Genomic DNA, 26273 nt, shown 5'->3' on the forward strand with positions numbered 1-26273 from the left:
CGCACAATAACCGGGCATCGTGGCAAGATTGACCGAAACAGCACTGACTCTGACATTCAAGGCGACACCATGGATCCGGCATTCTGGCATCAGAAATGGCACAACGGGGAACTGGGCTTTCACCTGCCCCAGGTCCATCCACTCTTGCAACGGTACCTGGGCGAGCTGTCACTGAAAGCCGGGCAGACCCTTTTTCTGCCCTTGTGTGGCAAGACACTGGATATTGGCTATCTGCTGGAGCAGGGCTACAGCGTGATCGGCGCGGAGCTGTCCGGGAAAGCCGTCACCGACCTGTTCGCGTCCCTGAACCGCCAACCGGAGATCACCCCCTGGCAAGGTGGCAAGCGTTACCGGCAGGGTGACCTGACCGTCTTTCAGGGCGACATTTTTCTGCTGACGCCCGATGATCTTCCCGCCGTGGATGCGATCTATGACCGCGCCGCCCTGATCGCCCTGCCGGACACACTGCGCGCACGGTATGCCCGCCATCTGCAGACGCTGACCCACAAGGCGCGGCAGTTACTGATCACGCTGGAATATGATCAACAGCAGATGGCGGGGCCGCCGTTTTCGGTGGACCAGGAGGAAGTGGAAACACGGTACGGCGATCACTACCGGGTAACCTCACTCTCCCGAAAAATGATTCTCGACCACGAACCGGTTTTCCGGGAGAAAGGGCTATCGGCGTTATACGAAAATGCGTTTCTGCTGGACTGATTTTTTCGTAGAGGGCCGGCGTGCTCGAGACCCGCAAGCCGGCTCGCCTTGCAGGAGCTATGCTCCCATTGCGCTCCCAAGCCTTCGCCATGCAAGCATAGCTCCTGCAAAAGACACCCTTCGCAAAATGGCAGAGCACACACCTCTCTGCCCTCTTTGGAAAAATATTTCCTGATCTGGCCGCACTCACGATCAAATCACCAGGGCAACACGCTGCCGTCGGAGTGCCAGAAGGTGCCGCTGTTTTCCAGGTTCAGTTCATCCATGCGGGCAATCAGGTTGGCCGCTGCTTCGTCTACGGTCAGATTACCGCTGTTGCCGGTCATATCGGTCTGTACCCAACCGGGGTGCAAGATTGCCACGGCAATGCCGCGATCGTGCAGGTCCAGCGCCAGGGATTTACCCGCCGCATTGAGGCCCGCCTTGCTGATGCGGTAGCCGTATTTCTTGCCGGAGGTATTATCGGCGATGGACCCCATCCGCGAGGTCATCAATCCTACCTTGCTGCCCTCACGCAGATTGCCCAGCAATGCCACGGTCATCCGCAGCGGGCCCAGGGTGTTGACCTTGAACTGGTCCAGAAGCTGCTCAAAGTCCATCTGGTCCACCGTCTCACTGAGCATGATGCCGGCGTTGTTGTAGAGAATATCCACCGGAGTATCGCCCAGGGCACTGGTCAGGTTGCTGACCCCGTCTGCGGTGCTCACATCCACCCCGTCAATGACCTCCACCCCACTGTCTATCAGCGCCGTGGACGCCTGACGGCATACCGCCAGCACCCTGTCCCCACGGGCCTTCCAGTGCCGGGCCAGTGCAAGGCCGATGCCCCGGTTTGCGCCGGTAATTACAATTGTCTTCGCCATATCTGCCTCCTTTCCGTTGATATCCCAGCCACTTAGCGGGCACCCCATTCAAGCACTTCTGTTGTGCATTACAAAACACTGCAATACCAGATACAAAACGACATTTTTAGCCAACATTGGCACCGCAATGAATTTTATATAGTGCGCGCATGGGTGGATCGCGCTGATACGCCTGTCATACACACTTTGTGTTCATGGAAGATTAAGGGGGAAGTACCCATGCTACATCTTTTGAAAATCCTGCTGATGAGCTCCCTGCTCGTCACCCTGGCCGCCTGCGGCGGCGGCGGTGGTGGCAGCAACCCGACCAACGATAACGGCAACACCAGCGAAGAAACCGGCAACACTGGCGGTGAAGACGAGGGTGATACCGACGGTGGCGACACCGGGGGGGAAGACGGTGGCGACGATGAGACCCCGCCGCTCACCGACGAAGAGAGCCAACAGCTTCTGACGCTGATCGACACCAACAACCACTTTACCGTTTCCGTCTGCCCGCAGACCCTGCTCGGCACCCAGCTGGGTGGCGCCATTGATGTGCTGGCCTGCGAAAACGAAGCGCTGACCAACATCTCCCTGGGCAACGACAACGTGCTGGGCCTGCTCTGCGCCAACACGGTTGCCGCCACTGACACCGACCTGCTCGGCAGTGTGAGCGAACCCACTTTCCTGCCGACCTGCCTGGAAGAAAGCGTTCCTTATCTGATCGACACCCTGGGCGGCGTCCTGGATAGCAGCGGCCCCATCGGCCAGCAGCTGTGTGCCGGCGCTGAAAACCCGCTTGAGTGTGTGGTAGTTGCCCTTAGCACCGTTCCGGACAGCACCCTGGCCGGCGTACTGGGCTACCTGGGCTGCGACAACGCGCTCAATCCCCAGCTCTGCCTGACCCAGGTCGCGGACAACCTGGCCATGGGCGAACCCCTGATCGGCACCGTGAACAGCCTGTCCCTGGCCCTGTGCCCCATTGCCACCAAGGCCGAGGAATTTGCGCCGGATCAATGCTTCACCGAAGTGCTCGGCGGCGTGGGCTCCATCCTCAACCTGACCGGCGGTCTGGGCGAACTGTGCCCGGAAGGCGCGGACCCGTTCACCTGCCTGCTGGCGGCTGGCGAAAACCTGGGCCCCATCGGCGAACTGCTGGGTCAAAGCCCCCTGGATCCGAGCATCCTGGAAGACCTGCTGGCTGGCCTGGCCGAGCCGGGCAACATGGAATTGCTGAGCGAACTGCCCGCCATGCTGGAACAGATTCCGGTACTGGGTGAACAACTGGCCGGCCTGCTGGGTAACGGCGGTGACCTGTTCGACACCCTCGGTGACCTGCAATCCCTGCCTGACCTGCTGACGCAAATCCCGGTACTGGGCGACATCCTCAATGGCGCAGCCGGTGGTGGCAGCGGTGGCCTGCCCACCGACGCCCTGAGCCTGGAAGCCCTGATGGGCGCCCTGGAAGGCGAGCAACTGGCCATGGTGACCGACCTGCTGGCCAACGTGCCGGTACTGGGCGATGTGGTCAACCAGCTGCTGGGTGCTGTGTCCTGTGACGCCGCCAACCCGCTGGACTGCCTGACCGACTCCGCCGACCAGCTGGAGCAGTTCACCGCCCTGCTGGAGCAGGTTCCGGTACTGGGTGACGTGCTCAACGAACTGCTGGCCGCCCTCACCGGTGCCGGCACCGGCGGCGAGCTGCCGGGCACCGACATGCTCAACGAGATTCCGGTACTGGGCGACCTGCTCAACCAGATCCTGACCACCCTGCAGGGCGGCGCTGGCGGCGACATGCTGACCCCGGACCTGGCCATGCTGGAACAGATTCCGGTTCTCGGCGAGCTGCTGAGCAGCCTGCTGGGCGGTCTGATGAGCGGTGATCCTGCCTCCCTGCTGGACGGCATCCTGGACCAGAACGGCAACCTGCTGGATACCGTCTCCGCCCTGGTGGAAGAACTGCCGCTGGTCGGCGATCTGGTCGGTAACCTGCTGGTATCCCTGCTGGGTGAAAGCGAAGCCAGCAACCTGCTGGCCCCGCTGAATGATGCCCTGACCACCATCCCGGTACTGGGTCCGGTACTGGGTGGCCTGCTGGGTCTGCTCGGCTAATACGCTACCAAGCCTCACAGAAAACGCCCCTTTAACGGGGCGTTTTTTGTTTCTGCCCCGCCTCCCCCTTTTCTGTCACCGCGTCTTTGCTACAGTGGACATCCACTTTAAAGAGCCTGTTTGAGGTCTATACGCAACCGCGTTGCTACTCAAAATGGCGCCAGGCAAGGCGCGGACCGCAGGGCCTGACGGGTCAAGTTCAAGGTTCGCAACACAGTATGGCGCCATTTTGAGCAGCAACCCGAAGGGCCGGGCCCCTTTTTCCGCCAGCCCGCGATTGCGCTTTCTTATGTAGAGTGACTACACGGCACAATCGCAATCACGACCTGACGAAAAAATTGACTCCGGCGCGGCTGCGTATAGACCTCAAACAGGCTCTTCAACAAAGGATGCCCATCATGACCATTGCAGTCGGCGATACCCTTCCCACCCTGACCATCAAGACCAACGGCGCCAAAGGCCCGGAAGACCTGAACACCGGGGATTTTTTCAAGGGCCGCAAAGTGGTCCTGTTCGCGGTACCCGGCGCCTTCACCCCAGGCTGTTCCAACACCCACATGCCCGGTTTCGTGATCAACGCCGATGCCATTCTGGAAAAAGCCGATGCCATCGCCTGCATGGCAGTCAACGACGCCTTCGTCATGGATGCCTGGCAGAAAGACCAGAACGCCGAGCACATCACCATGCTGGCGGACGGCAACGCGGAATTCGCCAAAGCCCTGGGCCTGGAACTGGATGCCACCGGTGGCGGCATGGGCATCCGCAGCAAACGCTTCGCCCTGATCGCCAATGACGGCGTGGTGGAATACCTGGGTGTGGATGAAAAAGGCGTGGAAAAAAGCAGCGCCGAAACCGTGCTCGGCGAACTCTGAGACGAACAACGCAAGATAATGTGTAGGGTGCACTGAGCCCAGGCGAACTGCACCATCAAGCGTTGGGCTGGTGCAGTTCGCCTGGGCTCAGTGCACCCTACGTTCAGGCCCGGTCTTTCCCCTCATCACCCGGTTACCGCTGATACGGCACCACTTCATAAGGGTTGCCACCCAGCGCCGCCGAGATATCCGCAATGGCTTTCTGGCCACGGACACTGTTGCCCGCCGCATCCAGTGGCGGGGAAATGGCCGCGATACCGAACTTGCCCGGCGACACCGCAATAATGCCGCCGCCCACCCCGCTCTTGGCGGGCAGGCCGGTGGCATACAGCCACTTGCCGGCATCGTCATACAAACCGGCGGTGGCCATGACCGCCAGCACCTCGGGCACATTGGCCGCTGTCATCACTGCCTTGCCGGTCACCGGATTCACCCCGCCGTTAGCCAGGCTCGCCGCCATCACTGCCAGGTCCCGGGCATTCACACCCACTGAACACTGGCGGGTATAAATATCCGTGGCCTGCACCGGATCGCCCTGCAGATGGCCGTAGGCATGCATCAGATGCGCGATGGCCTGATTGCGCTGATTGGTGGCCGCCTCCGAGGCATAGATGTCGTCCTGCACGGTGAGCTTCCGACCGGCAAAATCGTTATAAAACCCGAGAATCTTTTTCCATACCGTATCGGCATTGCGCCCCTGCACCATGCTGGTGGCGGTAATCGCCCCGGCGTTGACCAGCGGATTCATCTCCGCTCCCCGATACTGCTCGATGGCATGGATGGAATTGAACGGCTGCCCGGTAGCATCCACCCCCATGGTATCCGGTAACGCCGCCACGCCCTTCTCTTCCATCACCAAGGCCATGGTGAAGACTTTGGAGATGGACTGGATCGATACCTCGGATTTCACATCGCCGACACTGAACACCCGGCCATCCACCGTCACCAGCACAATGCCGAAAATGTCTGAATCCACCTTGGCCAGGGCCGGGATATAATCCGCGTTGGCGCCTTCGTCCAGCCCTTGATAACGCTCATGGGCCTGCGTCAGTGCCGCGCGAATCGCCTCCGCCGACGGTAACTCACCGGCCAGCGTCAGGCCCGACACCAACAGGCCACCGACCAACACCATCCCGCTCAGCACTCTCTTCCCTGCAACCCATCCCATGCTCTCTCTCCCTTGCACCAACCAACTTGAACAATGCCACCTTGAGTAGGGATGCTATACGGGTGGCCAGCAACCTGACCAGCACCCATCCGCCACGGGTTCACATCAGCGCCACAGGTTATGTGCTAACAATACGTTATGAACGGCAAGGACAGAGCACCATGAGCATCCTGCAACTGCCCCATGCGAAACCCGAAGCCATCCTCATCGACTGGCACGCTACCCTGGTGGACACCCACGATGCCATGTACCACGCCGTGGACGATGTGTTGCCCCACCTCAAGGAGCTGGACCTGTGGGACCGACTGCTGGACCCGGATGATTCCAAGACCATCGAAGACGCCAAGCTGCTCATTTATGTGAAGGACCATAAACGCCTGCATCCCAAGATCGTTGCCCAGCGAAAGATTTCCCGCACCGATATTTTCGAAGTGTTGTTCGGCAGCGATCAGGATGCCAAGGGCCGTGCCCACCAGGCCTTCGACGAGGCCTATAAAAAATACGTGGACGAAGTGTTCCCCCTGGAAGACGACATCCGCCAGCAGCTGGAACGTATCCGTGCACTGGGCATCAAGGTCGGCCTGATCTCCAATCGCAAACGGGACTTTCTGGAACACGAACTGGCCCTGGTGGACGGTACCGGCTGGGAAGACCTGTTCGATGTAGTGGTGTGCGGCAGCGACGTGAGCAAGCGCAAGCCATCCCCGGAAATGCTGCTACTGGCCATGGAAAAACTGGGCCTTCCCCCCTCGGAAAGCTGCTGGTACGTGGGCGACAGCACCACCGACGTGATCGCCGCCAAGGAAGCCGGTGTTACCTCCATTTTCTACAACGGCGCCGGCTGGGATCAGGCCTGGCTGGACAAGATCTTCCCCAACACCATCAAGCACCCTCATCGCCCGGACGCCGTGGTCGGCAGCATTGCCGAGCTCACCAGCCTGGCCCGCCACCTGCTGGCCCAGCACAAGCGCGTGGAGCGTGCCCGCTAGCCCTCCCGTAGGAGCGTCGCTCGCGGCGCGATCCCCAACGAAGGGAACCCGTTGCCATTCCCGTTGGAGTCTTGCTCGCAAGGCGAAGGAGCCGGGAGAGGGATCAAGGAGTTCGCCTTGCGAGCAGGGCGCCAAAGGGAAGCATTCCGCCTGACCCATCCGTCGTGCTAAAACCCGGATTCGGTCAGCGCCGTAAAATAACAATTGGCCCCTTCGCACCGATCATTAATGGTACGATCGTGCATCTTTTTAGCCGGGAGAGACTCATGGCCAGCAACCCCCTCCACGCCTTCTGCGACGACGCCCTCGGGCACGACGACGCCACCGCCCTGGCCGAGCGATTACGCCAGGGTCAGGTCAGCAACCGGGAGGTCACCGAGGCGGCCATCGCCCGGCTACAGCGCGTGGAGCCCACCCTGAAAGGGCTCACCCTGGACACCTTCGACGCCGCCCGCCAGCGCGCCGACAGCAAACGCTTCAGCGGCTTCTTCGCCGGTGTGCCCAGCCTGATCAAGGACAACCTGGACCTGCGCGGCCTGCCCACCGGCCACGGCAGCCGCGCCCTGGGTCAGGCGCCACTGAAGAAAACCAGCGGCATCGCCAAACAGTACCTGGCCCAGGGCTTCAACCTGCTGGGCAAGAGCACCCTGCCCGCCTTTGGCTTCACCGCCAGTACCGAACAGGTAGGCGTCCCCGCCACCCGCAACCCCTGGCACAGCGACTACTCCGCCGGCGGGTCTTCCGGGGGCAGCGCCGCCCTGGTGGCCGCCGGTGCCGTGCCCATCGCCCATGGCAACGACGGTGGCGGCTCCATCCGTATTCCCGCCGCCTGCTGTGGCCTGGTGGGCCTGAAAGGCACCCGCGGGCGCCTGATCGACCAGGAAGCCGCCAAGGTGCTGCCGGTGAATATCGTCAACGATGGCGTGCTCACCCGCAGCGTCCGCGACACGGCCCACTTCTTTATGGAAGCGGAACGCTACTACCGCAACCGCAAGCTCAAACCCATCGGCCAGGTCACCGGCCCGGGCAAGCAACGGCTGCGCGTGGGCATGATGATCGACTCGGTGACCGGGGATGCCACCTGCCCGCAGACCCGCCGCGCCGTGGAAGACACCGCCCGCCTGCTGGAAAGTCTGGGACACACCGTGGAAGAGGCCCGCATCGACCTGCCCGCCCGGTTCGTGGAAGATTTTCTGCTCTACTGGGCCATGCTCGGCTTCCTGGTCAGCAAGGGCGGCAAGGCCCTGTTCCCCCAGGGTTTTGATGCCGGCCAGCTGGACCCGCTCACCCGTGGCCTGGCCGACTATTACCAGCAACGTTTTCTGAAAACCCCGGGCATGCTGCGCCAGCTGCGTCTGGCCCGGCAGCGCTACGCCGCCGCCTTTGCGCAATACGATGTGATCCTCAGCCCGGTACTGGCCCACACCACCCCGCAAATCGGCTACCTGGGCGCCGACCTGCCCTTCGACACCCAACTGGAACGGCTGCTGCGCTACACCACCTTCACCCCCGCCAACAACGCCTCCGGCGGCCCCGGCATCTCCCTGCCCCTGGGCCAGACGGCCGATGGCCTGCCCATCGGCGTGCAGTTCTCTGCCGCCAACGGCGAAGAGGCCCTGCTGTTGGGTCTGGCCTTCGAACTGGAAGAGGCCCACCCCTTCCAGTCTCTGGGTAGGGTGCACTGAGCCTCAGGCGCACTGCACCATCACCCCGCCCAGGCCCCACACGACAGGTAATCGCTGGAAGAACCAAACTCAGCGACTCACGTCATAGTGGCCGCCCACCGCCTTTTGCTATGGTCGCTACGTTGATCTAACAAGGAATCCGGATCATGGAAAACCAGACCATCAGCGGCGGCGTGGTCCACGCGCTACCGGATGACCTTCGCCAAGCCCTCCAGGCGGATAGCGCCATGCTGGCACAATGGCAAGACATCACCCCGCTGGCCCGCAACGAATGGATCTGCTGGATTGAAGATGCCAAGAGAGAGGCAACCCGGCAGGGGCGCATTACCCGTGCCCGGGAAAACCTCACCGCCGGCAAACGCCGCCCCTGCTGCTGGCCGGGCTGCCCCCACCGCGAACGCACCGGCAAGGCCTGACTGGCCGTTGGAGCTATGCTTGCATGGCGAACCCGACACCCATCGCTTGCAGGCAAGCTCCTACAGATCGGCGATTACGAGCCACATCACCGAAACTGGCTCGGCGACACCCCGTACCATTTCTTGAACGCCCGGGAAAACGCACTCACCTCGGAAAACCCCAACAGAAACGCCATCTGTGTCACCGTCATCCCCGGAGTGCGCAGGTGGCGTTCCACCAGGGTCTTGCGGGTATCCTCCAGCAACTGTTTCCAGCTCAGCCCCTCGTCTGCCAGCCGCCGCTGCAGGCTGCGGGTGCTCATGCAGCATTCCGCCGCCGCATCCGCCTGGGCGGGCTCGCCATCCGGTAAACGCTGCTCGATCCACAGTGCCAACCGGCTGGCCAAGGCCGCCTGCTCACTGGCAGCCAGGCGCTGGGCCAGGGTGGCATCCAGCATGGCGGCCAGCTGCACATCACTGGCCGCCAGCATGTGTTGGGCGTTGTCCTTGTCGAACGCCAGGCTGTAGTGATCCGCCACCGACACCTGACAACGAAAATAGCGGGCCATGACCTGGCGTAACCCCGGCTCCAGCCACTCCGGCGCGCACACCGCTACCGGGTTATGGTCACGGTGAATGCGAATCCGCAGCAGGCGAACAATGGTGGCCATGACAAAGACGATGGCCTGGGGGTGGGGCTGGTGATCCGTGTTGGAGGAAAACTGCAGGGCCACGGTGGCGTCATCCACGGTCAGCTCGGTGCGCACCAGGTCGCTGATCAGGCGATGAAAGCGGGTAATGCGGTTAAGCACACTGTACAGATCGCCCCCCGCCGCCACCGCCAGCCCCAGGGCCCCGAAGGTGTTGTACTGGGCATGGCGGGCCACCTCGATGGCCATGCCCGGATCGCCCAGCTCCTGCAGGCAATCATCCAGCAGCGCCGTGGACACCGCCGCATCCAGCCGGGCCTCCGGATCCTGCACCATCTGCGGGTCCAGCCCGTGGCGACGCAGAATGGCGTCGCCGTCCAGCCCCCGCTCGTGCAACAAGTGCACAAGCGGCCCCATCAGCAGCGCTGCCGCCTGTTTTTTTTCTGACATTGGCGTCCCCGGTCAAACGGTTGGCGGGCAAAGCCGAGTTTTCCTGGCCGGCCTTGCCTAAAGTCGTTGCCATCGAGAAATGGAGGTTTCCCATGGCAACTGCACCTGCCCGCGGCAAGTCCGCGACAGACAAGAAGATACAACGCGACATCATCGCTATCAGTGATGATATACGGCAACGGCACGGCTGGCTCAAGCACCAGAACGCCATCGGCTTCGGCATCTTTGCCCTGGCGATTGCCGGTTGCAGCCTCAACGCCGTGCTTTACCTGCAAGGCATCATGCCCGCCTGGGCGGTGATCCTGCTGACCGCCTTCTGGACGTCACTGCTCCATGAACTGGAGCACGACCTGATCCACTGGATGTACTTCAAGAACAACAAGCTGGTTCATCACCTGATGATGCTCGGCGTGTACCTGTGGCGCCCCACCACCATCAACCCCTGGGTGCGCCGCCACCTGCACTTCCATCACCACAAGCATTCCGGCAGCGAGACCGACCTGGAAGAGCGCGGTATCACCAATGGCGAAAAGTGGGGACTCAAGCGCCTGATCATGGTGGGCGACAATATGCTGGCCGTCTATCTTCGTGCGGTGAAATACCTGACCGAACCCCTGAAGCTCTACCGCCGCGGTGTTATCACCCGCAAGGACCTGAAGAACTTCCGCCTCATCGGCCTGGTGAGCTACAACCCCCTGGGCGTGATCGTCCACGCCATCTGGCACTTCTTCGTGCTCTACCACCTGCTCAATGGCGCCGCCTGGCTGGCCGGCATCAGCATCCCGTGGCCGGAAGTGGTCACCGCCCAATTCACCTGGATCACCCCGCTGGTGGTGGTACTCATCGCCCCCAACATGCTGCGCACCTTCTGCCTGCACTTCATCTCGTCCAACATGCATTACTACGGCGACAACGAACCGGGCAAGATCACCGAACAATGCCAGGTGCTGAACGTCTGGTGGCTGTGGCCCCTGCAGGCCTTCTGCTTCAACTTCGGCAGCACCCACGCCATCCACCACTTCGTGATCCGCGACCCCTTCTACGTACGGCAGATGACCGCCAAGCGGGCCCATGTGGTGTTGAAGGAGAATGGGGTGAGATTCAATGATCTTGGCACCTTCCGACGGGCCAACCGGATGCACGACAAACCGCAAGCGGCTTGATGGTGATGACTTGCCAACAAAAAGCCCGTCCTGTGCGGGCTTTTTGGTTTTCAGCGGAAACGGCCTAGCCTACTCACTTCGACCTTTAGAATCTTCTTCATAATCAAACACCTTGCTGCCATCGGCTGTGAGAATACCAGTCAGGAGTTATATAGAACGCTCCTTATAACTCCGTGTAAGAGATTGGCTATAGCATCCCAACCCATTGTTATGGCAGGATTTTCTTTCGGATCCAGGGGGTACGGTTCCAGAGTTATACGGAACCGGGTTATGCGGAACGTTCTAATTAATACGCTGTTAGCTATACAAGGAGGCTTTATGCCAAAAAAGAAGAAACTCAAAGTAAATGGAAGTTCAATCACCGTATTTAGTGTTCAAGTGAAAACAGTTAAGAGCGCACATGACGGCTCCCCAATTGAGATTGTGGATTTGCAAATCTCCACAGATGATGCTGTCTATAGTTATGACATACGCAAAGATGAAAGAGCACCCGATGTACATGCAACTAGAGACTACATCGAGGATTCGTTAAATAAAGCTAAAAAAGACTTCTTGAACGTTGAAATATCTGAGTATACAGAGAGAAGTTACCTATTTTTTGATGTTCAGAAGATAGGACAAGTTCAATACACTGGATACAGACTCTAGTGTAGCTAACAAGAGTAAGCACTTGACCCCAAAAAGCTACGCTTTTTCGGTCAAGTGTTACAAGCGTTATCTATAAAGGGGAGTGTCTTGGCAGAGAATAAGAAATACCCAACACCAGAACAGTTTTTTATAGATTTCCCTTTGTATGAGACGGTCGAATACGAAGACCCAGATCTTGATCAAGGATGGGAGGTCAAATACTACGATGGGACCTTTGATTCTTATTGCCCAGGCTGTAATTCACACAGCATTTTCAGGCGGTATTGGCCGAATGGGAGGCATATCAGCTACGGAAACGAAAAATGGGTGGACGCAGGAATTTTCTCTGTCCAAGTAGCATGCACTCGAGATGCCAGCCACAATCTCACTTTTATCATTCTCGCGACTGGAACGACACTCCAGAAAATTGGTCAAACGCCGTCTGTTGCAACTCTCAACGTCTACGATATAAAAAAGTACTCGAAAACCCTCAGTGGAAATTATTATCGGGAATTCACTAAAGCAATCGGGCTTGCAGCTCACGGAGTTGGGATTGGTTCTTTTGTTTATTTAAGAAGAATCTTCGAGTCTCTAATCGAAGAGGCACATGTGGAAGCTCAACACCTTGACTCCTGGGATGAAGCCGCTTTTCAGAGCGCCAAAATGAACGAAAAAATAAAGATGCTTGAAGAGCTCCTTCCCAAGTTTTTGGTCGAAAACCGAGCCATGTACGCAATATTGAGCAAGGGAATACACGAGCTAGGCGAGTCAGAATGCCTAGCTGCTTTCCCTATAGTGAAAGTTGGGATTGAACTTGTTCTTGACGAGAAGCTGGAAGCAATACGGAAAAAGCAAAAGTTAGAGGATGCCAAGAAGGCCATCTCAGCATTGGGAAGCAAGGTCGGTAGATAACAAGTCAGGTCATCGGACGCGTAAGACGCGCCGCTGCCTTCAGCGTTAGGTTTATATGGCAGGATTATTCTCATACAACTCCCCCGAGTATCTCTATAAGAAACTTCAGACGGAGTTGGTGGCATTCTTTGATAACCCGACGGCAGATGGGATCTACACGGCTATATTTCCGCTTTACCACCTACGAGAGTGGATATGCCTTGGCGGACCCAGGCGCTATCGGAATAAACCTGTCTCTGATAGATCGCGAGAAGAGGAATTGCATGCCCGGCTTCATGAGATGACGGAGTACAAAATTATCCGCGATCTTTGTAATAACGCAAAGCATTTCGAAGATGCTGGTTCCGACCTGAGTAAGCGAACTGAAGAGCTAGAAGGGTTCCGCTGTGGTTTGGGAAGATGTGGCGATAGTTTAGGGGTTCATCACTTCTTGGTAGATGACCGAGAGATTCGCGATATATTTTGGCCTGTCTATATCATTTATTATGATTACTTTAATAAATCTAACAATTTTTTGAAGACGAACAGCACTGACGTTCCACCGCATTATGTCAAGCGCTAGCCCACCATCTCACACAAACAGACTCAAACCGGTCCATCACCATGAACATCATCAATATCGCAGACACCGTCATGAACCGCGCCGCCCGCTATCACGAGCACCGCGTCGAAGGCCTGGAGCATATCCCGGCCAGTGGCCCTGCGCTGATTGTGGTAAACCATTCCCTGGCCACCTATGACAGCGGCCTGCTGGCTGCCGCTGTGCGGGAACGCCTGGGTCGTGATGTGTGGCTGCTGGGTGATCGCTATATCTTCAAGATTCCGGTGGTCCGGGATCTGGCATCCGCCTACGGTTTCGTTGAGGGTTCACAGCACAACGCGGAAAGTCTGTTGCGCGATGGCGAGCTGGTGTTGGTGGCGCCGGGGGGCATGCGTGAAGCGCTGCGGCCCAGTAGCCAGAAGTACCAGCTGAATATCCGTGACCGGAAAGGGTTTGCGCGGCTGGCCATGCGTACCGGCGCGCCGGTGGTGCTGTCCGCCTGCCCGGCGGCGGACGACATTTATCATGTGATCGCGAACCCGGTGACCGACTGGGTGTACAACCGCTACAGGCTGGCCGCCCCGGTTATCCTTGGCAAGTTCGGCACCCCCATTCCCAGGCCCGCCAAACTGGTTCATTACCTGAATGCACCAATGTCACCGCCCGGCAATTGTAGCGACGATGACCCTAATGCCGTTGATGCCTTTCATGCCGCACTGGAGCGCCGTTTGCAGGAAATGCTGACGGAACATGCCAGCACCTGAAGGACACAACCAATGAAAAGCGCGGAAACTTTCTGGGACAAGGCCGCCGCCCGCTATGCCAAAAGTCCGATTCGGGACGAAGCCAGCTACCAGAAAAAACTGGCCATCACCCGGGAGTACTTCCAACCGGATTGGTCTGTTTTGGAATTCGGTTGTGGCACTGGCGGCACAGCCATCCTCCATTCGCCTTATGTGCGGGACATTCTTGCCACGGATATTTCCAAAAATATGCTGGAGATCGCGCAAACCAAAGCTGCTGATGCCGGCATTGGCAATATCCGCTTCCAGCAGGGCACGCTGGACAGCCTGCCGCTGGCCCCCGGGAGTTTTGATGCCGTGCTGGGATTGAATATCTTACATCTGCTGGAAGACCCCGACGCCGCCATCGGCCGAGTCAGCAGTCTGCTGAAACCCGGCGGTATTTTCGTTGCCAACACGGTACTTGCCGCCGATATGAAGCTGCACTGGCGACTGCTTATCCCGTTAATGCAGGCGCTTGGTTTTGCGCCCCATGTCAGTCGCTTCGACAGGGACGAGTTGTTCGCCATGCTGGCTCGGGCTGGCTTTGATATCGACCATGAATGGCAGCCGGACAGCCTGTCTGTCTTTATTGTGGCCAGAAAGCGCGCCTGACTGTTTCGTCAGTTTTCATTCCCCTCCCGGAAAAACGACGGCGCTACGCCGGTCCAGCGTTTGAAGGCGCGGCGGAAGTTGGCGGTGTCGCCGTAGCCCAGGGTGTAAGCCAGTTCCTGAATGGTCATGTGCTGGCTTTTCAGGTATTCCATGGCCAGGGCGTGGCGGACTTCGTCGAGGATTTCCTGGAACGAGGTGCCTTCATCCAGCAACCGGCGGTGCAGGGTTCGCGGGGTCATGTGCAGGATGCGGGCGGTGACGGTGAGTGAGGGAAAGTTCACCTGTTTGGCCAGCATCAGTCGGCGCACCCGTGCTGATACGGACGCATCCGATACCAGGTTCTGCAATTCCCGTTCGCAGAGTTTTTCCGCATGTTCGAAGGCGGCAGGGTCGGCGGTTCTCAGGGGCTGGTCCACCACTTCCAGCGGCAGGGACAGGCCGGTCCAGTTCTGGTTGTAGCGTACCGGGCAGCGGAACAGGGAGCGGACCAGTTCCCGGTCGAAGGCTTCGTCAAAGGTAAAGCTGGCCTCAGCCACCTGACAGTTGCCCAGGGTAATGAAGTCGAGCACGTTCTTTACCGCCACCACCACGGCCCCGAGCAGGAAGGGCCCCAGCTCACCCAGCGGCAGCAATTCCCGTATCTGCAGATTCAGGTAGTTGCCCTCCACCTGATGGCTGACCATGACCAGGTTGATACGCAGGGGAATAAACCGCTCCAGTAATTCCACCACCTGGCGGACAGAACCACTGTTCATGGCTGCATAGCCGACCATGCCATGATTATTGATGCGCAGCCGCTCGCCCACCATCAGACCCAGGGCGGATTCTCCGGTGATCGCTTCCGCTTCCAGAAACAGGGCTCGGACCACCTCCCAGGGAACGCTGGTATCGGCCTGTTCAAGATCGGCCAGCGACAGCTCATGGGAAGCCAACCAGGGAGCAACGTCGATCCCCATCTCCGTGAGCTGGTCTGCCACCTGGCGGAGATAGTTGATGGACAGTGCCCATTCCATCGGCTGGTTCATGGCTGGCAAGATCCGAAAATTCGCATTGTCAAAAAATGACCCCAATCTGTCTACAGACAACCTACCCCAGCACCGGTCGCATATCTAGCATCGATCTCCACTGCTCAAACCCCGAGCACGACAACGGTACAGGAAGGTAACAAAGCACAATAAAACCTTACGTATTGGCTGCCTTTCATCAGGGAGAACATCATGCGATATGCAAAACAATTTATTATTTTTCTCGTGGTTTCCACGGTCCTTTTCGCCAACAGCACTCACGCCAGCATTGGCAACAAACGCACACTCTGCGTTTTCGATCTGGTCGGTGCCAACGGTGATTTCTACGGCATCATGAAGGATTTCAAGACCGCCGCGCTCGGCTGGGGCGTGGACATTGAATTGAAGCCCTATACCGACGAGAAAATTGCCGCCGAAGATTTGAAGGCGAAGCAATGCGATGGCGCCCTGCTTACCGGCATCCGTGGCCGTCAGTTCATCAGCTATACCGGCAGCATGGATTCCATCGGCGCCATCCCCGACTACGATGCTATGCGCATGGTGGTGACGATCCTGGCCAGCGGTAACCCCAAGGTAAACCCACATCTGGTGTCCGGCCCCTATGAGTTTGGCGGCCTGGTACCCATGGGCGCAGCCTATCTGTTCGTGAAGGACAACAGCATCGATACGGTGGAAGAACTGGCGGGAAAATCCATTGCGGTGCTGGAATACGATGTGGCCGAGGCGAACATGGCCAAGCGTGTGGGCATGTCACCGGTGATGTCGGATATCACCAACTTCTCCACCCGTTTCAACAACGGTTCCGTGGATACCTGCTTCGCTCCCATCTTCGGTTATTCCGCCCTAGAACTGTACAAGGGCATGCAGCCGGACGGCGGCATCATTGATCTGGTGCTCGGCCAATTGAGTGCACAGCTGATTCTTCGCAAGGATCTTTTCCCCGCAGATTTTGCCGATCAATCCCGCAAGTATCTGGCCGGCCAGTTTGATCGTGCCATGCGCATCATCAACAACGCCGACGGCGAAGTGAATGAAAAGTGGTGGATCAATATTTCTGATGAAGAAACTACTCGTTACGACGAAATGTTTCGCCAGGCCCGTATCGATCTGGCCAACCAGGGCGTTTACAACAAGGACATGATGAGCCTGCTGCGCAAGGTGCGCTGCAAGGGCAATCCGTCCCGAGCGGAATGCGTCAATCCCGTCGAATGATCTGATCGATTATTTCTTTTCTTTCAACGTCATCTTGCAGTGATCTGCACAGCATTATGCGAGGCATTATCATGTTGGAAAAAATCAATCCTGATACCTTGTTGCGTTTGAAAAAATGGGGCTACCTGGCCTGCTGGATGCTCTTTCTTCCCATGGTGCCGTTTTCCGCGCTGGTGGGTCGTGAGCAGGGCACCCAGAATCTCTGGGCCTGGATGATTCTGGCGGTGTTCTTCATTCTGGTGCCGGTGGTGGATTACCTGGTCGGCAAGGACCCGGTGAACCCGGATGAAGAAAAACAGGTCCCCGAACTGTCCCAGGACAAGAGCTACCGCTCCCTGCCCCTGCTGCTGGCCGTGGCCTGGCTGGGCCTGTTGTTCTATGCCGGCCATGTGTTCGTCAGCAATGACTATTCCTCGGCCGGCATGCTCGGCTGGATCATGTCCATCGGCCTGCTTGGCGGCATGATCGCTATCAACCTGGGTCACGAGCTGATTCACAAGGACCCCAAGGTGGAAAACTGGATGGGCGGCCTGTTGTTGTCGTCGGTGACCTACGGCGGCTTCAAGGTGGAGCATGTGCGTGGTCACCATGTGCATGTGTCCACCCCGGATGATGCGTCTTCCAGCCGCTATAACCAGTCTCTGTATGATTTTCTGCCCAAGGCGTTTGTGCGCAATTTCAAGAATGCGTGGAAACTGGAAAAGCAGTACCTGGAACGCAAGGGCAAGAACAACATCAGCATTCATAACGAGCTGATTTGGTGGTACGGCATCTCCTTCCTGTTTGCGGTAGCCTTCGGTGTCCTGTGGGGTTGGCAAGGAGTGCTGTTTTTTGTCGGCCAGAGTTTCTTTGCGGCTCTGGCGCTGGAGATCGTCAACTACATCGAACACTACGGCCTGCATCGTCGCCAACTGCAGACCGGTCGCTATGAACGGGTCACCCCGGCACACAGCTGGAACTCGAATTTCCTTGTGACCAATTTGGTGCTGTTCCAACTGCAACGCCACAGCGACCACCACGCCTATGCCAAGCGTCGTTACCAGGTGCTGCGCCACTATGACGAGAGCCCGCAACTGCCAGCTGGTTATTCCGCCATGATGTTGCTGGCCATGGTGCCGCCATTGTGGAAAGCCGTGATGAACCCGCGGGTGGAAGCCTACTACCAAGGCGAGCTGGATCAGCTGTTCCGCGAAGGCCCGCGCATCAACAATATTGCCTGATTTCGGTACCGGTGAGTGGCCTTGCGCCGCTCACCGGTGTTTTCGCACTGCATCACAGTCCGGTGTTTTACCGACACATTGCCACCGCTTTCCCCTCCCTTCGAAAAGCATTAACGCCTTTTTTCAACACGGTAGCGCCCTTTGACCGGCCACGCCAAATGCCTACACTGCCAGAGTCAGGATCTTGTCGAAATCGACGCGGCACATTCGATCATGAAGTAGACCACCCGGAACAAAAGGAGTCGCACTCATGACCTCGAAAAAAACGGCACTACCAAAAACCACCTCCCACAATGAGTGGGAAGCGTCTCTACAGGCCCTGCTTGACAGGGAGAAGGCATTGACCCGAATGCAGGACGAGCTGGCTGCCGAACGCCGTCGGTTACCGATGGTGCCCGTGGAAGAAAACTACACCTTCACCGGGCCGCATGGTGAGGTGGGTCTGGTGGATCTGTTTGAGGGACGCCGGCAACTGATTGTCTATTGCGCAATGCTTGAGCCCGGCGCCACCCCCTTTGAGGGTTGCTCAATGGTGATGGACAACATTGGCCACAATCTTGCCCACGTCAACGCCAGGGATACGACGTTCGTGTTCACCTCCCCGGCACCGCAACACGAGATCCTGGCACTGCAAAAGCGTATGCACTGGCAGGCGCCCTGGTATACCGACCATCAGCGTCGTTTCGCGGATGCGTTCGGCGCCGGCAAGGGGTTTGCCATCAACGTGTTTATTCGCGACGACGACAACCTGGTCTACCGCACCTACTTCAGTACCGACCGTGGCGGAGAACTGTTCGATACCCATTTCCGGCTGCTGGATATCACCCCGTACGGCCGCCAGGAACAGTGGGAAGATTCGCCCGGTGGCTGGCCACAAAGCGAGCCCTACCAATGGTGGCGTATGCACGATGACTACTAGTTGATAAGCATGCTGGCGGATATGGACTTAGACATGGCGTTCGCCAACTGCTATCTCCACGTTGAGACGAAACGCATCGCCCGGGCCAGGCAGGGTGAGTTAACCATGTGCAATACGGACAACGCTATTGCCCGACAACTTCCCACACAAGGGTTGAAACTCCCGTTATAACCCTTATCTTCACGCACCCCGGCCTTTCTGCTTGCCGGATTATTTGAGCAACAGACTCGACTTGATGCACTGCGTCAGTTTTTTTGCCGTCTGGCCCGATGGCGGCTGTTCGAGTGCCCAGGTCGCCAACAGGAGATGATGACACTGAACGCCTTTTAGCAAGGCGGTTTCTGAACGGTGGATTAGATCGCGGAGGTGATTTGATGTCAGCGCAGAACCTGACTTGCCCGGCCCCGATACAGGCCGACCCCTACCCCACCCGGCTGCACCAGCAACCGGAACACCCCTGGCACGAGCGCCGGGAGAATACGGTCAAAGGCCGCCACTTGCCCGGTCCACTGACCGAACAACAGCTGGATCATTTCGAGGAAAACGGCTTTCTTTTCGAGCCCGGTTTTCTGCCGCCTGAGGAGGTAGCCTCTCTGACCGAGGCCATGAGCGAGCTGCTCAATCGTGAGGACTACCGGGGCAAGCCGTTCACTATCACCGAGCCGGATAGCCATGAGATCCGGTCCGTGTTTGCCGTGCATTTCCTGCACCGGGCCTTTCAACACCTGGCCCGCGATCCGCGACTGACCCAACGGGTGGAGCAGATTCTCGGTGGCGGCCACTATGTGCACCAGTCCCGGATCAACTACAAACCCGGCTTCAAGGGCAAGGGGTTCAACTGGCATTCCGATTTTGAAACCTGGCATGCGGAAGACGGCATGCCGGCCATGCATGCGGTAAGTGCCTCCATCATCCTGACGGATAATCACTCCTTCAATGGACCGCTGATGCTGATCCCCGGGTCCCACAAACACTTTATTCCCTGTGTAGGCCCCACACCGGATGAGCACCACAAGCAATCACTGAAAACCCAGCAGATCGGCGTCCCCTCGGAGCAGACGCTGGCAGCCATGATCAGTCGCCATGGTATCGACGCCCCCACCGGCCCGGCTGGCAGCCTGCTGCTGTTCGACTGCAACACCCTGCACGGCTCCAACGCCAACATGTCGCCGGACCCGCGCAGCAATGTGTTCTTCGTGTTCAACCGGCGTGACAACGCCTGCCATAAACCTTATGCAGCCAAAAAACGGCGCCCGCGTTTTCTTGGGCATGAGCCGGATCGGCTTTGGCAAGCGGACGATAGTTAACAGTGAATAGTGAACAGTTAACAGCGAAAACAAAAAAGGCCGCACCCCGATTTGGGCGCGGCCTTTTTCATTTCAGTTGGAGTGACGCTCTCTCGCGCGCTGTTAACTATTCACTGTTAACTGTTAACTGCCTTACTCCTTGTGGCGAAAAAACCGCTGGATACTGGAAAAGTCTTTTTCAGAGTAGCCATGGTTCCCATGGGCGGCGTAGAGGCTTTTTGCCAGGTTTCCCATGGGGGTGGCGGACTGAGTGCTCAGGGCGGCTTGCAGTGCCAGGCCCAGATCCTTGTTCATCAGCTTCACGGCGAAGCCGCCTTCATAGTCTTTCGATGAAGGGACATTTTCCATGACACCGGGCCAGGGGTTGTACTTGTCCAGGGACCAGTTATCGCCGGAACTGGCTTTCATGATCTCGGACAGTACCGCCGGGTCCAGGCCGTGGTCCGCGCCCATCTGCAGGGCTTCCGCGGTGCCGATCATGTGGATGGCCAGCAGCATGTTGTTGCAGATTTTCGCCAGCTGGCCGGCACCGTTGTCGCCGGCACGGAACACCTGGGCGCCCATGCATTCCAGCACCGGGCGGGCCCGTTCGATGGCGTCGCTTTCACCGCCACAGATAAAAGTCAGGGTGCCCGCCTTTGCCCCGCCCACGCCACCGGAGACCGGGGCGTCGATCATCACCCTGCCCTGCTCTCGGGCAATGCCTGCCACATCCCGCGCAGTGTCCGCATCGATGGTGGAGCAGTCGATAATCAGGGCGCTTTTATCGATGTGTTGCAGCACGCCCCCGTCTTCTCTATCCCGGGCGCCAAGGTACAAGCCACGAACCGCCGCCGCCGAGGGCAGCATGCTCACGATCACGTCCGCTCCCTGCACCGCTTCAGCGGCACTCTCGGCAGCCTTGACGCCATCATTCACTGCAGCCGCCAACAAGGCGGGCACCAGATCAAATGCCGCTACCTCATGTCCGGCCTTGACCAGATTGGCGGCCATGGGACCACCCATATGACCGACACCGAAGAATCCGATTTTCATGGTTGTCTCTCCCTGCCGCTTTCCCGAGCGGATATTTTTGTGCGTTTAGAGACGGGCCGGACTTCTGACGTCCGACCCTTTACAGAAACGATAAATCTTTCAGCACATTGCGCGCGATAATCACGCGCATGATTTCGTTGGTGCCTTCCAGAATCTGGTGCACCCGCGTATCACGCACGTAGCGCTCCAGCGGGTACTCACTGATATAGCCATAGCCACCATGCAGTTGCAGGGCCTGGTTGCAGACGTTGAAGCACAGGTCCGTGGCCAGGCGTTTGGCCATGGCGCACAGCATGCTTTTATCGCTGTGATTCTGATCCAGTTTCCAGGCGGCCAGGCGCACCATTTGCTGGGCAGCCACCAGTTCTGTGGCCATATCCGCCAGGGTGAATTGCACGGTCTGGAAATCACCGATGGCCTGGCCGAACTGTTTGCGTTCCTGCACGTATTGCTGGGCCTGGCGCAGAGCTGCCTGGGCCGCACCCAGGGAGCAGCTGGCGATATTGATGCGGCCACCATCCAGCCCGGCCATGGCGATTCGGAAGCCCTGCCCTTCTTCACCGATCAGGCAATCGGCAGAAATTCGTGCGTCTTCCAGAATCACCGCCCGGGTGGGCTGGCTTTTCCAGCCCATCTTGGCTTCGTTGCGCCCATAGCTGATGCCGGGGGTATCCGCGGGCACCGCAAAGCAGGAAATACCGCCGGCTCCGGGCCCACCGGTGCGCGCCATCAATACCAGCACATCGGTATCGCCGGCGCCGGAGATGAAGGCTTTGGCGCCATTCAGCACATAGTCATCGCCGTCTTTTTTCGCGGTGGTGCTTAATGAGGCCGCATCGGAACCGGCCCCCGGTTCGGTAAGGCAGTAGGACGCCAGCTTTTCCCCACTCATCAGGTCCGCCGCCCAGCGCGCCCGGATGGCATCGCTGCCAAACCGGGTGAGCATCCAGGTGGCCATGTTGTGGATGGTGATGAAAGCCGTGGTCGAGGTGCAGCCCTGGGAGAGTTGCTCGAAGATCAGCGCCGCATCCAGTCGGCTCAGCCCCATGCCGCCGTGCTCTTCATCGCAGTACAGGGAACAGAATCCCAACGCCCCAGCTTCGCGAATGGCGTCTTTGGGAAAGAGGCTGTTTGCATCCCATTCTGCGGCGAAAGGCGCCAGCGCTTTTTCAGAAAACTGTCTGGCCGTTTCGCGGAAGGCGATTTGTTCTTCGCTAAAAGAAAAGTCCACGCGTTGATCCTTTCAAGACCTTTTCATCATTCAAGACCCTGCCCCGGGAGCGTCGCTGGCGGCGCGATAACCTGACGCTGGAATCGCGCCGCCAGCGACGCTCCTACGGAGAATCCCGTCACTTCAAATTGATACTCATGTTTGGCCCGGCCGCCGGAATATCGGAATCGAACCAGCGACTGGTGACGGTCTTGGTTTCTGTGTAGAAGCGCACGGCCTGTTTGCCGTAGGCGTGCTGGTCACCGTAGAACGAGCCTTTCCAGCCGGTAAAGCTGAAGAACGGCAGCGGCACCGGAATCGGCACATTGATACCCACCTGCCCCACTTCCACTTCATGCTGGTATTTGCGCGCCGCGGCGCCGCAGGCGGTGAAGATGGAGGTGCCGTTGCCGTAGGGGCTGTTGTTGACCAGCTCCAACGCCTCTTCCAGGGTATCCACGGTGACGCAGCAGAGTACCGGGCCGAAGATTTCTTCCCGGTAGATGGACATCTCCGGGGTCACACCGGAAAACAGGGTGGGCCCCACCCAGTTGCCATCCGGCAGGCCATCCACGGTGCACTCGGAACCATCCAGCAAACAGTTGGCGCCCTCTTCCTTGCCCTGCTTGATCAGGGTCAGCACACGCTGTTTGGCCTGGGGACTGATCTGCGGGCCGTAGGCGGCATCGGGATCGTTCCAGGCGCCGGGGCGAATCTTGGCGAACTCGTCTTTCAGCTCATCAATCCAGGCTTTGGAGTCGCCCACGAACACCGCCACACTGATGGCCATGCAGCGCTGCCCCGCCGCCCCGCAGGAGGAGCCCACCAGGCTGCTGATCACCTGTTCTTTTTTCGCATCCGGCATGATCACCATATGGTTCTTGGCACCGGCAAAACATTGGGCCCGTTTCAAATGCTCAGTGGCCGTGCGGTACACGTGCTGCCCCACCGGCACCGAACCCACAAAGGACACCGCCTTGATATCGGGATGGGTCAGCAGGGTATCCACCTGCTCCTTGCCGCCATGGACCACCTGAAGCAGACCCGGCGCCGCACCGGCTTGCTGGAACAGCTCCGCCAGCCGGTTGGGGGTCATGGGATCCTGCTCGGAAGGCTTGAGCACGAAGGTGTTACCGGCGGCGATGGCCAGGGGAAACATCCACAGGGGAATCATGGCCGGGAAGTTAAAGGGGGTGATACCGGCACAGACCCCCAGCGGCTGGGTCCAGGAGTGGCTGTCGATGCTGCGCGCCACATTGCCCATGGTCTCGCCCATCATCAGCGAGGCGATATTGGCGGCCTGCTCGGCCACTTCGATACCGCGCCACACATCGCCCTTGGCATCCTCGAAGGTCTTGCCGGTTTCCTGGCTGAGGATCTCGGCAATCTCTTCCTGGTGCTCCTTGAGCAGGGCCTGGTAACGCAGCATCAACCGCGCCCGCTCGGACACTGGCACTTCCTTCCAGTCGGCAAAGGCCGCCTTGGCGGAAGCGATGGCCTGCTCCATTTCGCCGGCGGTGGCCGCCGGGGCTTCGCACAGCACCTCTTGCGTGGCCGGATTGGTAACCGGTATCCACTGGTCGGTCTGGCTGGCGACGAATTCGCCATTGATCAGCATGGGGAGTTGACGAGCCATGGGGTCTCCATTCTTGTTTGGGCTGGCGAGCCAGCGTGAAGCGAGTCTGCGCGATAAGGAACCTCTGAATACGTTGTAGCACAGCCTCCGGCGGATAGAGATAGCCACTTTTGATCCAAGATGGACTATATTGCTGCTTATGAGCTCTTCAACCGACCCCGACAACCACCCGGCGGAAACCTCCCGCTGGCCGCTGCCCGCCAGTGGCCAGCGCACCGTGGTGCCCCCGGCGGTGCTGGCCACCATGACGGCGCACCCACTCTGTCGCGGCTGCCTGCCCCATGGCGTCGGCTACTACCCCCATGCCAGCGGACACCGCATGTACCGGGCGAATCCCGCGGATGATCTGCTGATTTACTGCGTCTCAGGCCAGGGCCAGCTGCAGGTCGAGGGCCAGACATTGGCGGTAACCGCCGGGGATCTGTTACTGCTGCCGGAAGGCCTTCCCCATCGCTATCAGGCGGACGACAGTGATCCCTGGAGTATTTACTGGGTGCATTTAGGGGGGGATGAGGTCGCAGGGTATTTTGACGAAATTGCCGGGGAGGGCGTGGAGCGTCAGCGGGTAACGGTAGGGGTGCATTCACGATTGGCAGAGGAATTTCAGGCCCTGCTCGCCGCCGCCACCCGGGTACAGCCGGAGCACCTGGTCTACGCTGCCAACCTGCTGCGCAGCCTGCTGGCCTTTGCGGCCCTGATGCGCCGCCAGTACACCACCCGCCACGCCTCCCTGGACATCAACCGGGTCAACAGCTACCTTCAGACCGCCCTCACCCGCCGTCTCAATCTGGACGAGCTGGTGAGCGCCACCAGTACGCTGTCGCGCTACCACTTTATCCGCGAATACAAACGCCAGACCGGGCAAACTCCCATGCAGGCCTTTCAACGCATCAAGGTCAGCCATGCCTGCTATCTGCTGGATATCAGCGACGACACCCTGGCGCAGATTGCCGCCCGGCTGGGCTATGATGACCCCTATTATTTTTCGCGATTGTTTAAAAAAGTGATGGGCGTTTCGCCACAACGTTACCGTCGTGAGCGGGGGCATTAGGGCCATAGTGAGCCAGAATATAAAGTACGTTAACCGCAGGACACACGACGGTTACTCATTCTTTAGCACGCCAGCGGATATGTAGAGTGCACTGAGCCTAAGGCGAACTGCACCATCAAACGCCGGACCGGTGCAGTTCGCCTTAGGCTCAGTGCACCCTACGGTAATTGGTGGGTAGTCGTTTAATGGTTCGGCTGGGTGTTATTTGAAAAGCTGACGGTACTGCCTCGCAGATACTGCTGGATTCGCGACGCAAGCATCGCTTCCCATATTTATTTTTTTAATTTTATTTTCAAAAATCAGGCGCGGCTTGACCAGGTCATGGTCATCACGTCAGGGTGATTTTCACACTGAAAAACATAGGCGCAACCGTAATCACCGAACCAGAAGGGCAGGGTGTCGGTGGAATCCAGCTGCATGATAAATTGCATTTTTTTCTGGCAACAGGGGCAGGTCGGGTAGTCCACATTCTGCACCCAGTGCGGCCAGCCCAACAGCTTGTCGCCGGCCCGCGGGGCAGGGCGGTGGGCATGGAGCAGGGCGAGGGTACCGTCGGGGAGATCATCATTGATGGCCACGGTTTCCTGCTGATCGGGAAAATCGTTGTGGCGACTCCAGCCGGTGAGCGACTGTTCGGGGAAGGCATCAGGAATGGTCACCGGCAAGGCGTCGAAGCCGCCGGTCTGATCCCGGGGAATCACTCGGGTGAGTGAGGCTTCGGAGAAGGGCAGATGGGCCTGGCAAAGCACCTCGCATTCTTCTTCCATGTTGGTGCAGTAGAACACCTGTAATACCCCGTCACCGAACGGCTGACCCGCCTCCGCCGGCAAATCCCCGGAATCCAGCTGCACGAACAACTGCATGGGCTGATGGCAATGGGCACAACAGGGCCAGGACTCGTCGGGCCTCAACAGGGGCAAGCCCCCGAATTTCGAACGCGCGCCGGGCACAGCAGGGCCTGTCCGGGGCCGCCAGGCACTCCGGGACAAGGGGGCCAGCTTGAGTTTGATTTCTTCAGGCAGCATCACACGTCCTCGCAAGGTCGTTTTAGCTTGCCCAGAGTGCGGGACCAAGGCAACGAATAGCCTTCACAAATCTGCTGCCAGGGCGGTTTTGCTGACTGAGTGGAATGCAA

General features: G+C 58.8%; 24 protein-coding genes. 16 read left to right on the forward strand and 8 right to left on the reverse strand.

Annotation, left to right across the window (positions count from 1 at the left end; translation table 11 throughout):
- Positions 1–69: 69 nt before the first annotated feature.
- Positions 70–717, forward strand: a complete 648-nt coding sequence (gene tmpT, locus C4S63_RS07585; RefSeq protein WP_103917214.1) for a thiopurine S-methyltransferase — start codon at positions 70–72, stop codon at positions 715–717.
- A gap of 197 nt (positions 718–914) precedes the next feature.
- Here the strand turns inward: tmpT and C4S63_RS07590 are convergent, their stop codons facing one another.
- On the reverse strand, positions 915–1580 hold the full coding sequence (locus C4S63_RS07590) for an SDR family oxidoreductase (RefSeq protein ID WP_103917215.1): 666 nt from the start codon (positions 1578–1580) through the stop codon (positions 915–917).
- A 219-nt stretch (positions 1581–1799) separates the two neighbouring features.
- Between C4S63_RS07590 and C4S63_RS07595 the strand changes: the two genes are divergently transcribed.
- Both C4S63_RS07595 and C4S63_RS07600 read left to right on the forward strand, forming a co-directional pair.
- Positions 1800–3674, forward strand: a complete 1875-nt coding sequence (locus tag C4S63_RS07595) for a hypothetical protein (RefSeq protein WP_062815223.1) — start codon at positions 1800–1802, stop codon at positions 3672–3674.
- A 398-nt stretch (positions 3675–4072) separates the two neighbouring features.
- On the forward strand, positions 4073–4546 hold the full coding sequence (locus C4S63_RS07600; protein WP_062815222.1) for a peroxiredoxin: 474 nt from the start codon (positions 4073–4075) through the stop codon (positions 4544–4546).
- A 133-nt stretch (positions 4547–4679) separates the two neighbouring features.
- Here the strand turns inward: C4S63_RS07600 and glsA are convergent, their stop codons facing one another.
- Complete coding sequence (gene glsA, locus C4S63_RS07605; RefSeq protein WP_234999962.1) at positions 4680–5714, reverse strand: glutaminase A; 1035 nt, start codon at positions 5712–5714, stop codon at positions 4680–4682.
- A gap of 161 nt (positions 5715–5875) precedes the next feature.
- Here glsA and C4S63_RS07610 point away from each other — a divergent pair, with 161 nt between their 5' ends.
- The 3 genes from C4S63_RS07610 to C4S63_RS07620 all read left to right on the forward strand — a co-directional run bounded on the left by C4S63_RS07610 (position 5876) and on the right by C4S63_RS07620 (position 8804).
- The gene (locus C4S63_RS07610) at positions 5876–6703 is read left to right on the forward strand and encodes an HAD family hydrolase (protein ID WP_062815220.1); all 828 of its coding nucleotides are present in this window, start codon (positions 5876–5878) and stop codon (positions 6701–6703) included.
- A gap of 266 nt (positions 6704–6969) precedes the next feature.
- Positions 6970–8388, forward strand: coding sequence for an amidase (locus C4S63_RS07615; protein ID WP_103917216.1), 1419 nt, complete (start codon positions 6970–6972; stop codon positions 8386–8388).
- 146 nt (positions 8389–8534) lie between these two features.
- The gene (locus C4S63_RS07620) at positions 8535–8804 is read left to right on the forward strand and encodes a YdeI/OmpD-associated family protein (RefSeq protein WP_062815218.1); all 270 of its coding nucleotides are present in this window, start codon (positions 8535–8537) and stop codon (positions 8802–8804) included.
- 86 nt (positions 8805–8890) lie between these two features.
- Here the strand turns inward: C4S63_RS07620 and C4S63_RS07625 are convergent, their stop codons facing one another.
- Positions 8891–9883, reverse strand: coding sequence for an AraC family transcriptional regulator (locus C4S63_RS07625; RefSeq protein ID WP_103917217.1), 993 nt, complete (start codon positions 9881–9883; stop codon positions 8891–8893).
- Positions 9884–9975: 92 nt separating this feature from the next.
- On the opposite strand from C4S63_RS07625, the gene C4S63_RS07630 reads away from it, so the two are divergent.
- From C4S63_RS07630 to C4S63_RS07655, 5 genes are all read left to right on the forward strand, one after another.
- Complete coding sequence (locus tag C4S63_RS07630) at positions 9976–11046, forward strand: fatty acid desaturase (protein WP_103917218.1); 1071 nt, start codon at positions 9976–9978, stop codon at positions 11044–11046.
- 318 nt (positions 11047–11364) lie between these two features.
- Complete coding sequence (locus C4S63_RS07635) at positions 11365–11694, forward strand: hypothetical protein (RefSeq protein WP_103917219.1); 330 nt, start codon at positions 11365–11367, stop codon at positions 11692–11694.
- Positions 11695–11781: 87 nt separating this feature from the next.
- Entirely contained in the window at positions 11782–12585 is an 804-nt protein-coding gene (locus C4S63_RS07640; RefSeq protein WP_200819523.1) for a hypothetical protein, read from the forward strand.
- A 603-nt stretch (positions 12586–13188) separates the two neighbouring features.
- On the forward strand, positions 13189–13890 hold the full coding sequence (locus tag C4S63_RS07650; RefSeq protein WP_103917221.1) for a lysophospholipid acyltransferase family protein: 702 nt from the start codon (positions 13189–13191) through the stop codon (positions 13888–13890).
- A 12-nt stretch (positions 13891–13902) separates the two neighbouring features.
- A complete protein-coding gene (locus C4S63_RS07655) occupies positions 13903–14523 on the forward strand; it encodes a class I SAM-dependent methyltransferase (RefSeq protein ID WP_062815210.1) in 621 nt (206 codons plus the stop codon).
- 8 nt (positions 14524–14531) lie between these two features.
- Here the strand turns inward: C4S63_RS07655 and C4S63_RS07660 are convergent, their stop codons facing one another.
- A complete protein-coding gene (locus C4S63_RS07660; RefSeq protein WP_103917222.1) occupies positions 14532–15548 on the reverse strand; it encodes an AraC family transcriptional regulator in 1017 nt (338 codons plus the stop codon).
- 192 nt (positions 15549–15740) lie between these two features.
- On the opposite strand from C4S63_RS07660, the gene C4S63_RS07665 reads away from it, so the two are divergent.
- The 4 genes from C4S63_RS07665 to thpD all read left to right on the forward strand — a co-directional run bounded on the left by C4S63_RS07665 (position 15741) and on the right by thpD (position 20206).
- Positions 15741–16760: a putative solute-binding protein gene (locus tag C4S63_RS07665; RefSeq protein WP_035245912.1), complete on the forward strand. Its 1020-nt coding sequence runs from the start codon at positions 15741–15743 to the stop codon at positions 16758–16760.
- A 71-nt stretch (positions 16761–16831) separates the two neighbouring features.
- Positions 16832–17980 carry an alkane 1-monooxygenase gene (locus C4S63_RS07670; RefSeq protein ID WP_035245910.1) on the forward strand — a complete coding sequence of 383 codons (1149 nt, stop codon included), beginning with the start codon at positions 16832–16834 and terminating at the stop codon, positions 17978–17980.
- 250 nt (positions 17981–18230) lie between these two features.
- Positions 18231–18899, forward strand: coding sequence for a DUF899 family protein (locus C4S63_RS07675; RefSeq protein ID WP_062815209.1), 669 nt, complete (start codon positions 18231–18233; stop codon positions 18897–18899).
- A gap of 374 nt (positions 18900–19273) precedes the next feature.
- Complete coding sequence (gene thpD, locus C4S63_RS07680; RefSeq protein WP_062815208.1) at positions 19274–20206, forward strand: ectoine hydroxylase; 933 nt, start codon at positions 19274–19276, stop codon at positions 20204–20206.
- 132 nt (positions 20207–20338) lie between these two features.
- On the opposite strand, the gene mmsB is transcribed toward thpD, so the two are convergent.
- The 3 genes from mmsB to C4S63_RS07695 form a co-directional block, all read right to left on the reverse strand.
- The gene (mmsB, locus tag C4S63_RS07685; protein ID WP_062815207.1) at positions 20339–21241 is read right to left on the reverse strand and encodes a 3-hydroxyisobutyrate dehydrogenase; all 903 of its coding nucleotides are present in this window, start codon (positions 21239–21241) and stop codon (positions 20339–20341) included.
- 79 nt (positions 21242–21320) lie between these two features.
- Positions 21321–22472, reverse strand: coding sequence for an acyl-CoA dehydrogenase family protein (locus tag C4S63_RS07690; protein WP_062815206.1), 1152 nt, complete (start codon positions 22470–22472; stop codon positions 21321–21323).
- 118 nt (positions 22473–22590) lie between these two features.
- A complete protein-coding gene (locus tag C4S63_RS07695; protein WP_062815205.1) occupies positions 22591–24087 on the reverse strand; it encodes a CoA-acylating methylmalonate-semialdehyde dehydrogenase in 1497 nt (498 codons plus the stop codon).
- A gap of 139 nt (positions 24088–24226) precedes the next feature.
- On the opposite strand from C4S63_RS07695, the gene C4S63_RS07700 reads away from it, so the two are divergent.
- Complete coding sequence (locus tag C4S63_RS07700) at positions 24227–25138, forward strand: AraC family transcriptional regulator (protein ID WP_062815204.1); 912 nt, start codon at positions 24227–24229, stop codon at positions 25136–25138.
- 299 nt (positions 25139–25437) lie between these two features.
- Here the strand turns inward: C4S63_RS07700 and C4S63_RS07705 are convergent, their stop codons facing one another.
- Positions 25438–26163 (reverse strand): DUF1963 domain-containing protein, encoded by a 726-nt coding sequence (locus C4S63_RS07705; protein ID WP_062815203.1) that lies wholly within the window; start codon positions 26161–26163, stop codon positions 25438–25440.
- Positions 26164–26273: the final 110 nt, after the last annotated feature.

The sequence above is a fragment of the Alcanivorax sp. DSM 26293 genome, assembly GCF_900107995.1.
Taxonomy (GTDB): Bacteria; Pseudomonadota; Gammaproteobacteria; order Pseudomonadales; family Alcanivoracaceae; genus Alcanivorax.

What these genes read in the sequence shown, in the direction of transcription:
- C4S63_RS07615 (WP_103917216.1), top strand. Translation starts at nt 6,970, where the DNA reads ATGGCCAGCAACCCCCTCCACGCCTTCTGCGACGACGCCCTCGGGCAC.
- C4S63_RS07620 (WP_062815218.1), top strand. Translation starts at nt 8,535, where the DNA reads ATGGAAAACCAGACCATCAGCGGCGGCGTGGTCCACGCGCTACCGGAT.
- C4S63_RS07670 (WP_035245910.1), top strand. Translation starts at nt 16,832, where the DNA reads ATGTTGGAAAAAATCAATCCTGATACCTTGTTGCGTTTGAAAAAATGG.
- C4S63_RS07705 (WP_062815203.1), bottom strand. Translation starts at nt 26,163, where the DNA reads ATGCTGCCTGAAGAAATCAAACTCAAGCTGGCCCCCTTGTCCCGGAGT.
- C4S63_RS07665 (WP_035245912.1), top strand. Translation starts at nt 15,741, where the DNA reads ATGCGATATGCAAAACAATTTATTATTTTTCTCGTGGTTTCCACGGTC.
- C4S63_RS07600 (WP_062815222.1), top strand. Translation starts at nt 4,073, where the DNA reads ATGACCATTGCAGTCGGCGATACCCTTCCCACCCTGACCATCAAGACC.
- C4S63_RS07695 (WP_062815205.1), bottom strand. Translation starts at nt 24,087, where the DNA reads ATGGCTCGTCAACTCCCCATGCTGATCAATGGCGAATTCGTCGCCAGC.
- thpD (WP_062815208.1), top strand. Translation starts at nt 19,274, where the DNA reads ATGTCAGCGCAGAACCTGACTTGCCCGGCCCCGATACAGGCCGACCCC.
- C4S63_RS07610 (WP_062815220.1), top strand. Translation starts at nt 5,876, where the DNA reads ATGAGCATCCTGCAACTGCCCCATGCGAAACCCGAAGCCATCCTCATC.
- C4S63_RS07630 (WP_103917218.1), top strand. Translation starts at nt 9,976, where the DNA reads ATGGCAACTGCACCTGCCCGCGGCAAGTCCGCGACAGACAAGAAGATA.
- tmpT (WP_103917214.1), top strand. Translation starts at nt 70, where the DNA reads ATGGATCCGGCATTCTGGCATCAGAAATGGCACAACGGGGAACTGGGC.
- C4S63_RS07660 (WP_103917222.1), bottom strand. Translation starts at nt 15,548, where the DNA reads ATGAACCAGCCGATGGAATGGGCACTGTCCATCAACTATCTCCGCCAG.
- mmsB (WP_062815207.1), bottom strand. Translation starts at nt 21,241, where the DNA reads ATGAAAATCGGATTCTTCGGTGTCGGTCATATGGGTGGTCCCATGGCC.
- C4S63_RS07650 (WP_103917221.1), top strand. Translation starts at nt 13,189, where the DNA reads ATGAACATCATCAATATCGCAGACACCGTCATGAACCGCGCCGCCCGC.
- C4S63_RS07635 (WP_103917219.1), top strand. Translation starts at nt 11,365, where the DNA reads ATGCCAAAAAAGAAGAAACTCAAAGTAAATGGAAGTTCAATCACCGTA.
- C4S63_RS07675 (WP_062815209.1), top strand. Translation starts at nt 18,231, where the DNA reads ATGACCTCGAAAAAAACGGCACTACCAAAAACCACCTCCCACAATGAG.
- C4S63_RS07655 (WP_062815210.1), top strand. Translation starts at nt 13,903, where the DNA reads ATGAAAAGCGCGGAAACTTTCTGGGACAAGGCCGCCGCCCGCTATGCC.
- C4S63_RS07590 (WP_103917215.1), bottom strand. Translation starts at nt 1,580, where the DNA reads ATGGCGAAGACAATTGTAATTACCGGCGCAAACCGGGGCATCGGCCTT.
- C4S63_RS07700 (WP_062815204.1), top strand. Translation starts at nt 24,227, where the DNA reads ATGAGCTCTTCAACCGACCCCGACAACCACCCGGCGGAAACCTCCCGC.
- C4S63_RS07625 (WP_103917217.1), bottom strand. Translation starts at nt 9,883, where the DNA reads ATGTCAGAAAAAAAACAGGCGGCAGCGCTGCTGATGGGGCCGCTTGTG.
- glsA (WP_234999962.1), bottom strand. Translation starts at nt 5,714, where the DNA reads ATGGGATGGGTTGCAGGGAAGAGAGTGCTGAGCGGGATGGTGTTGGTC.
- C4S63_RS07595 (WP_062815223.1), top strand. Translation starts at nt 1,800, where the DNA reads ATGCTACATCTTTTGAAAATCCTGCTGATGAGCTCCCTGCTCGTCACC.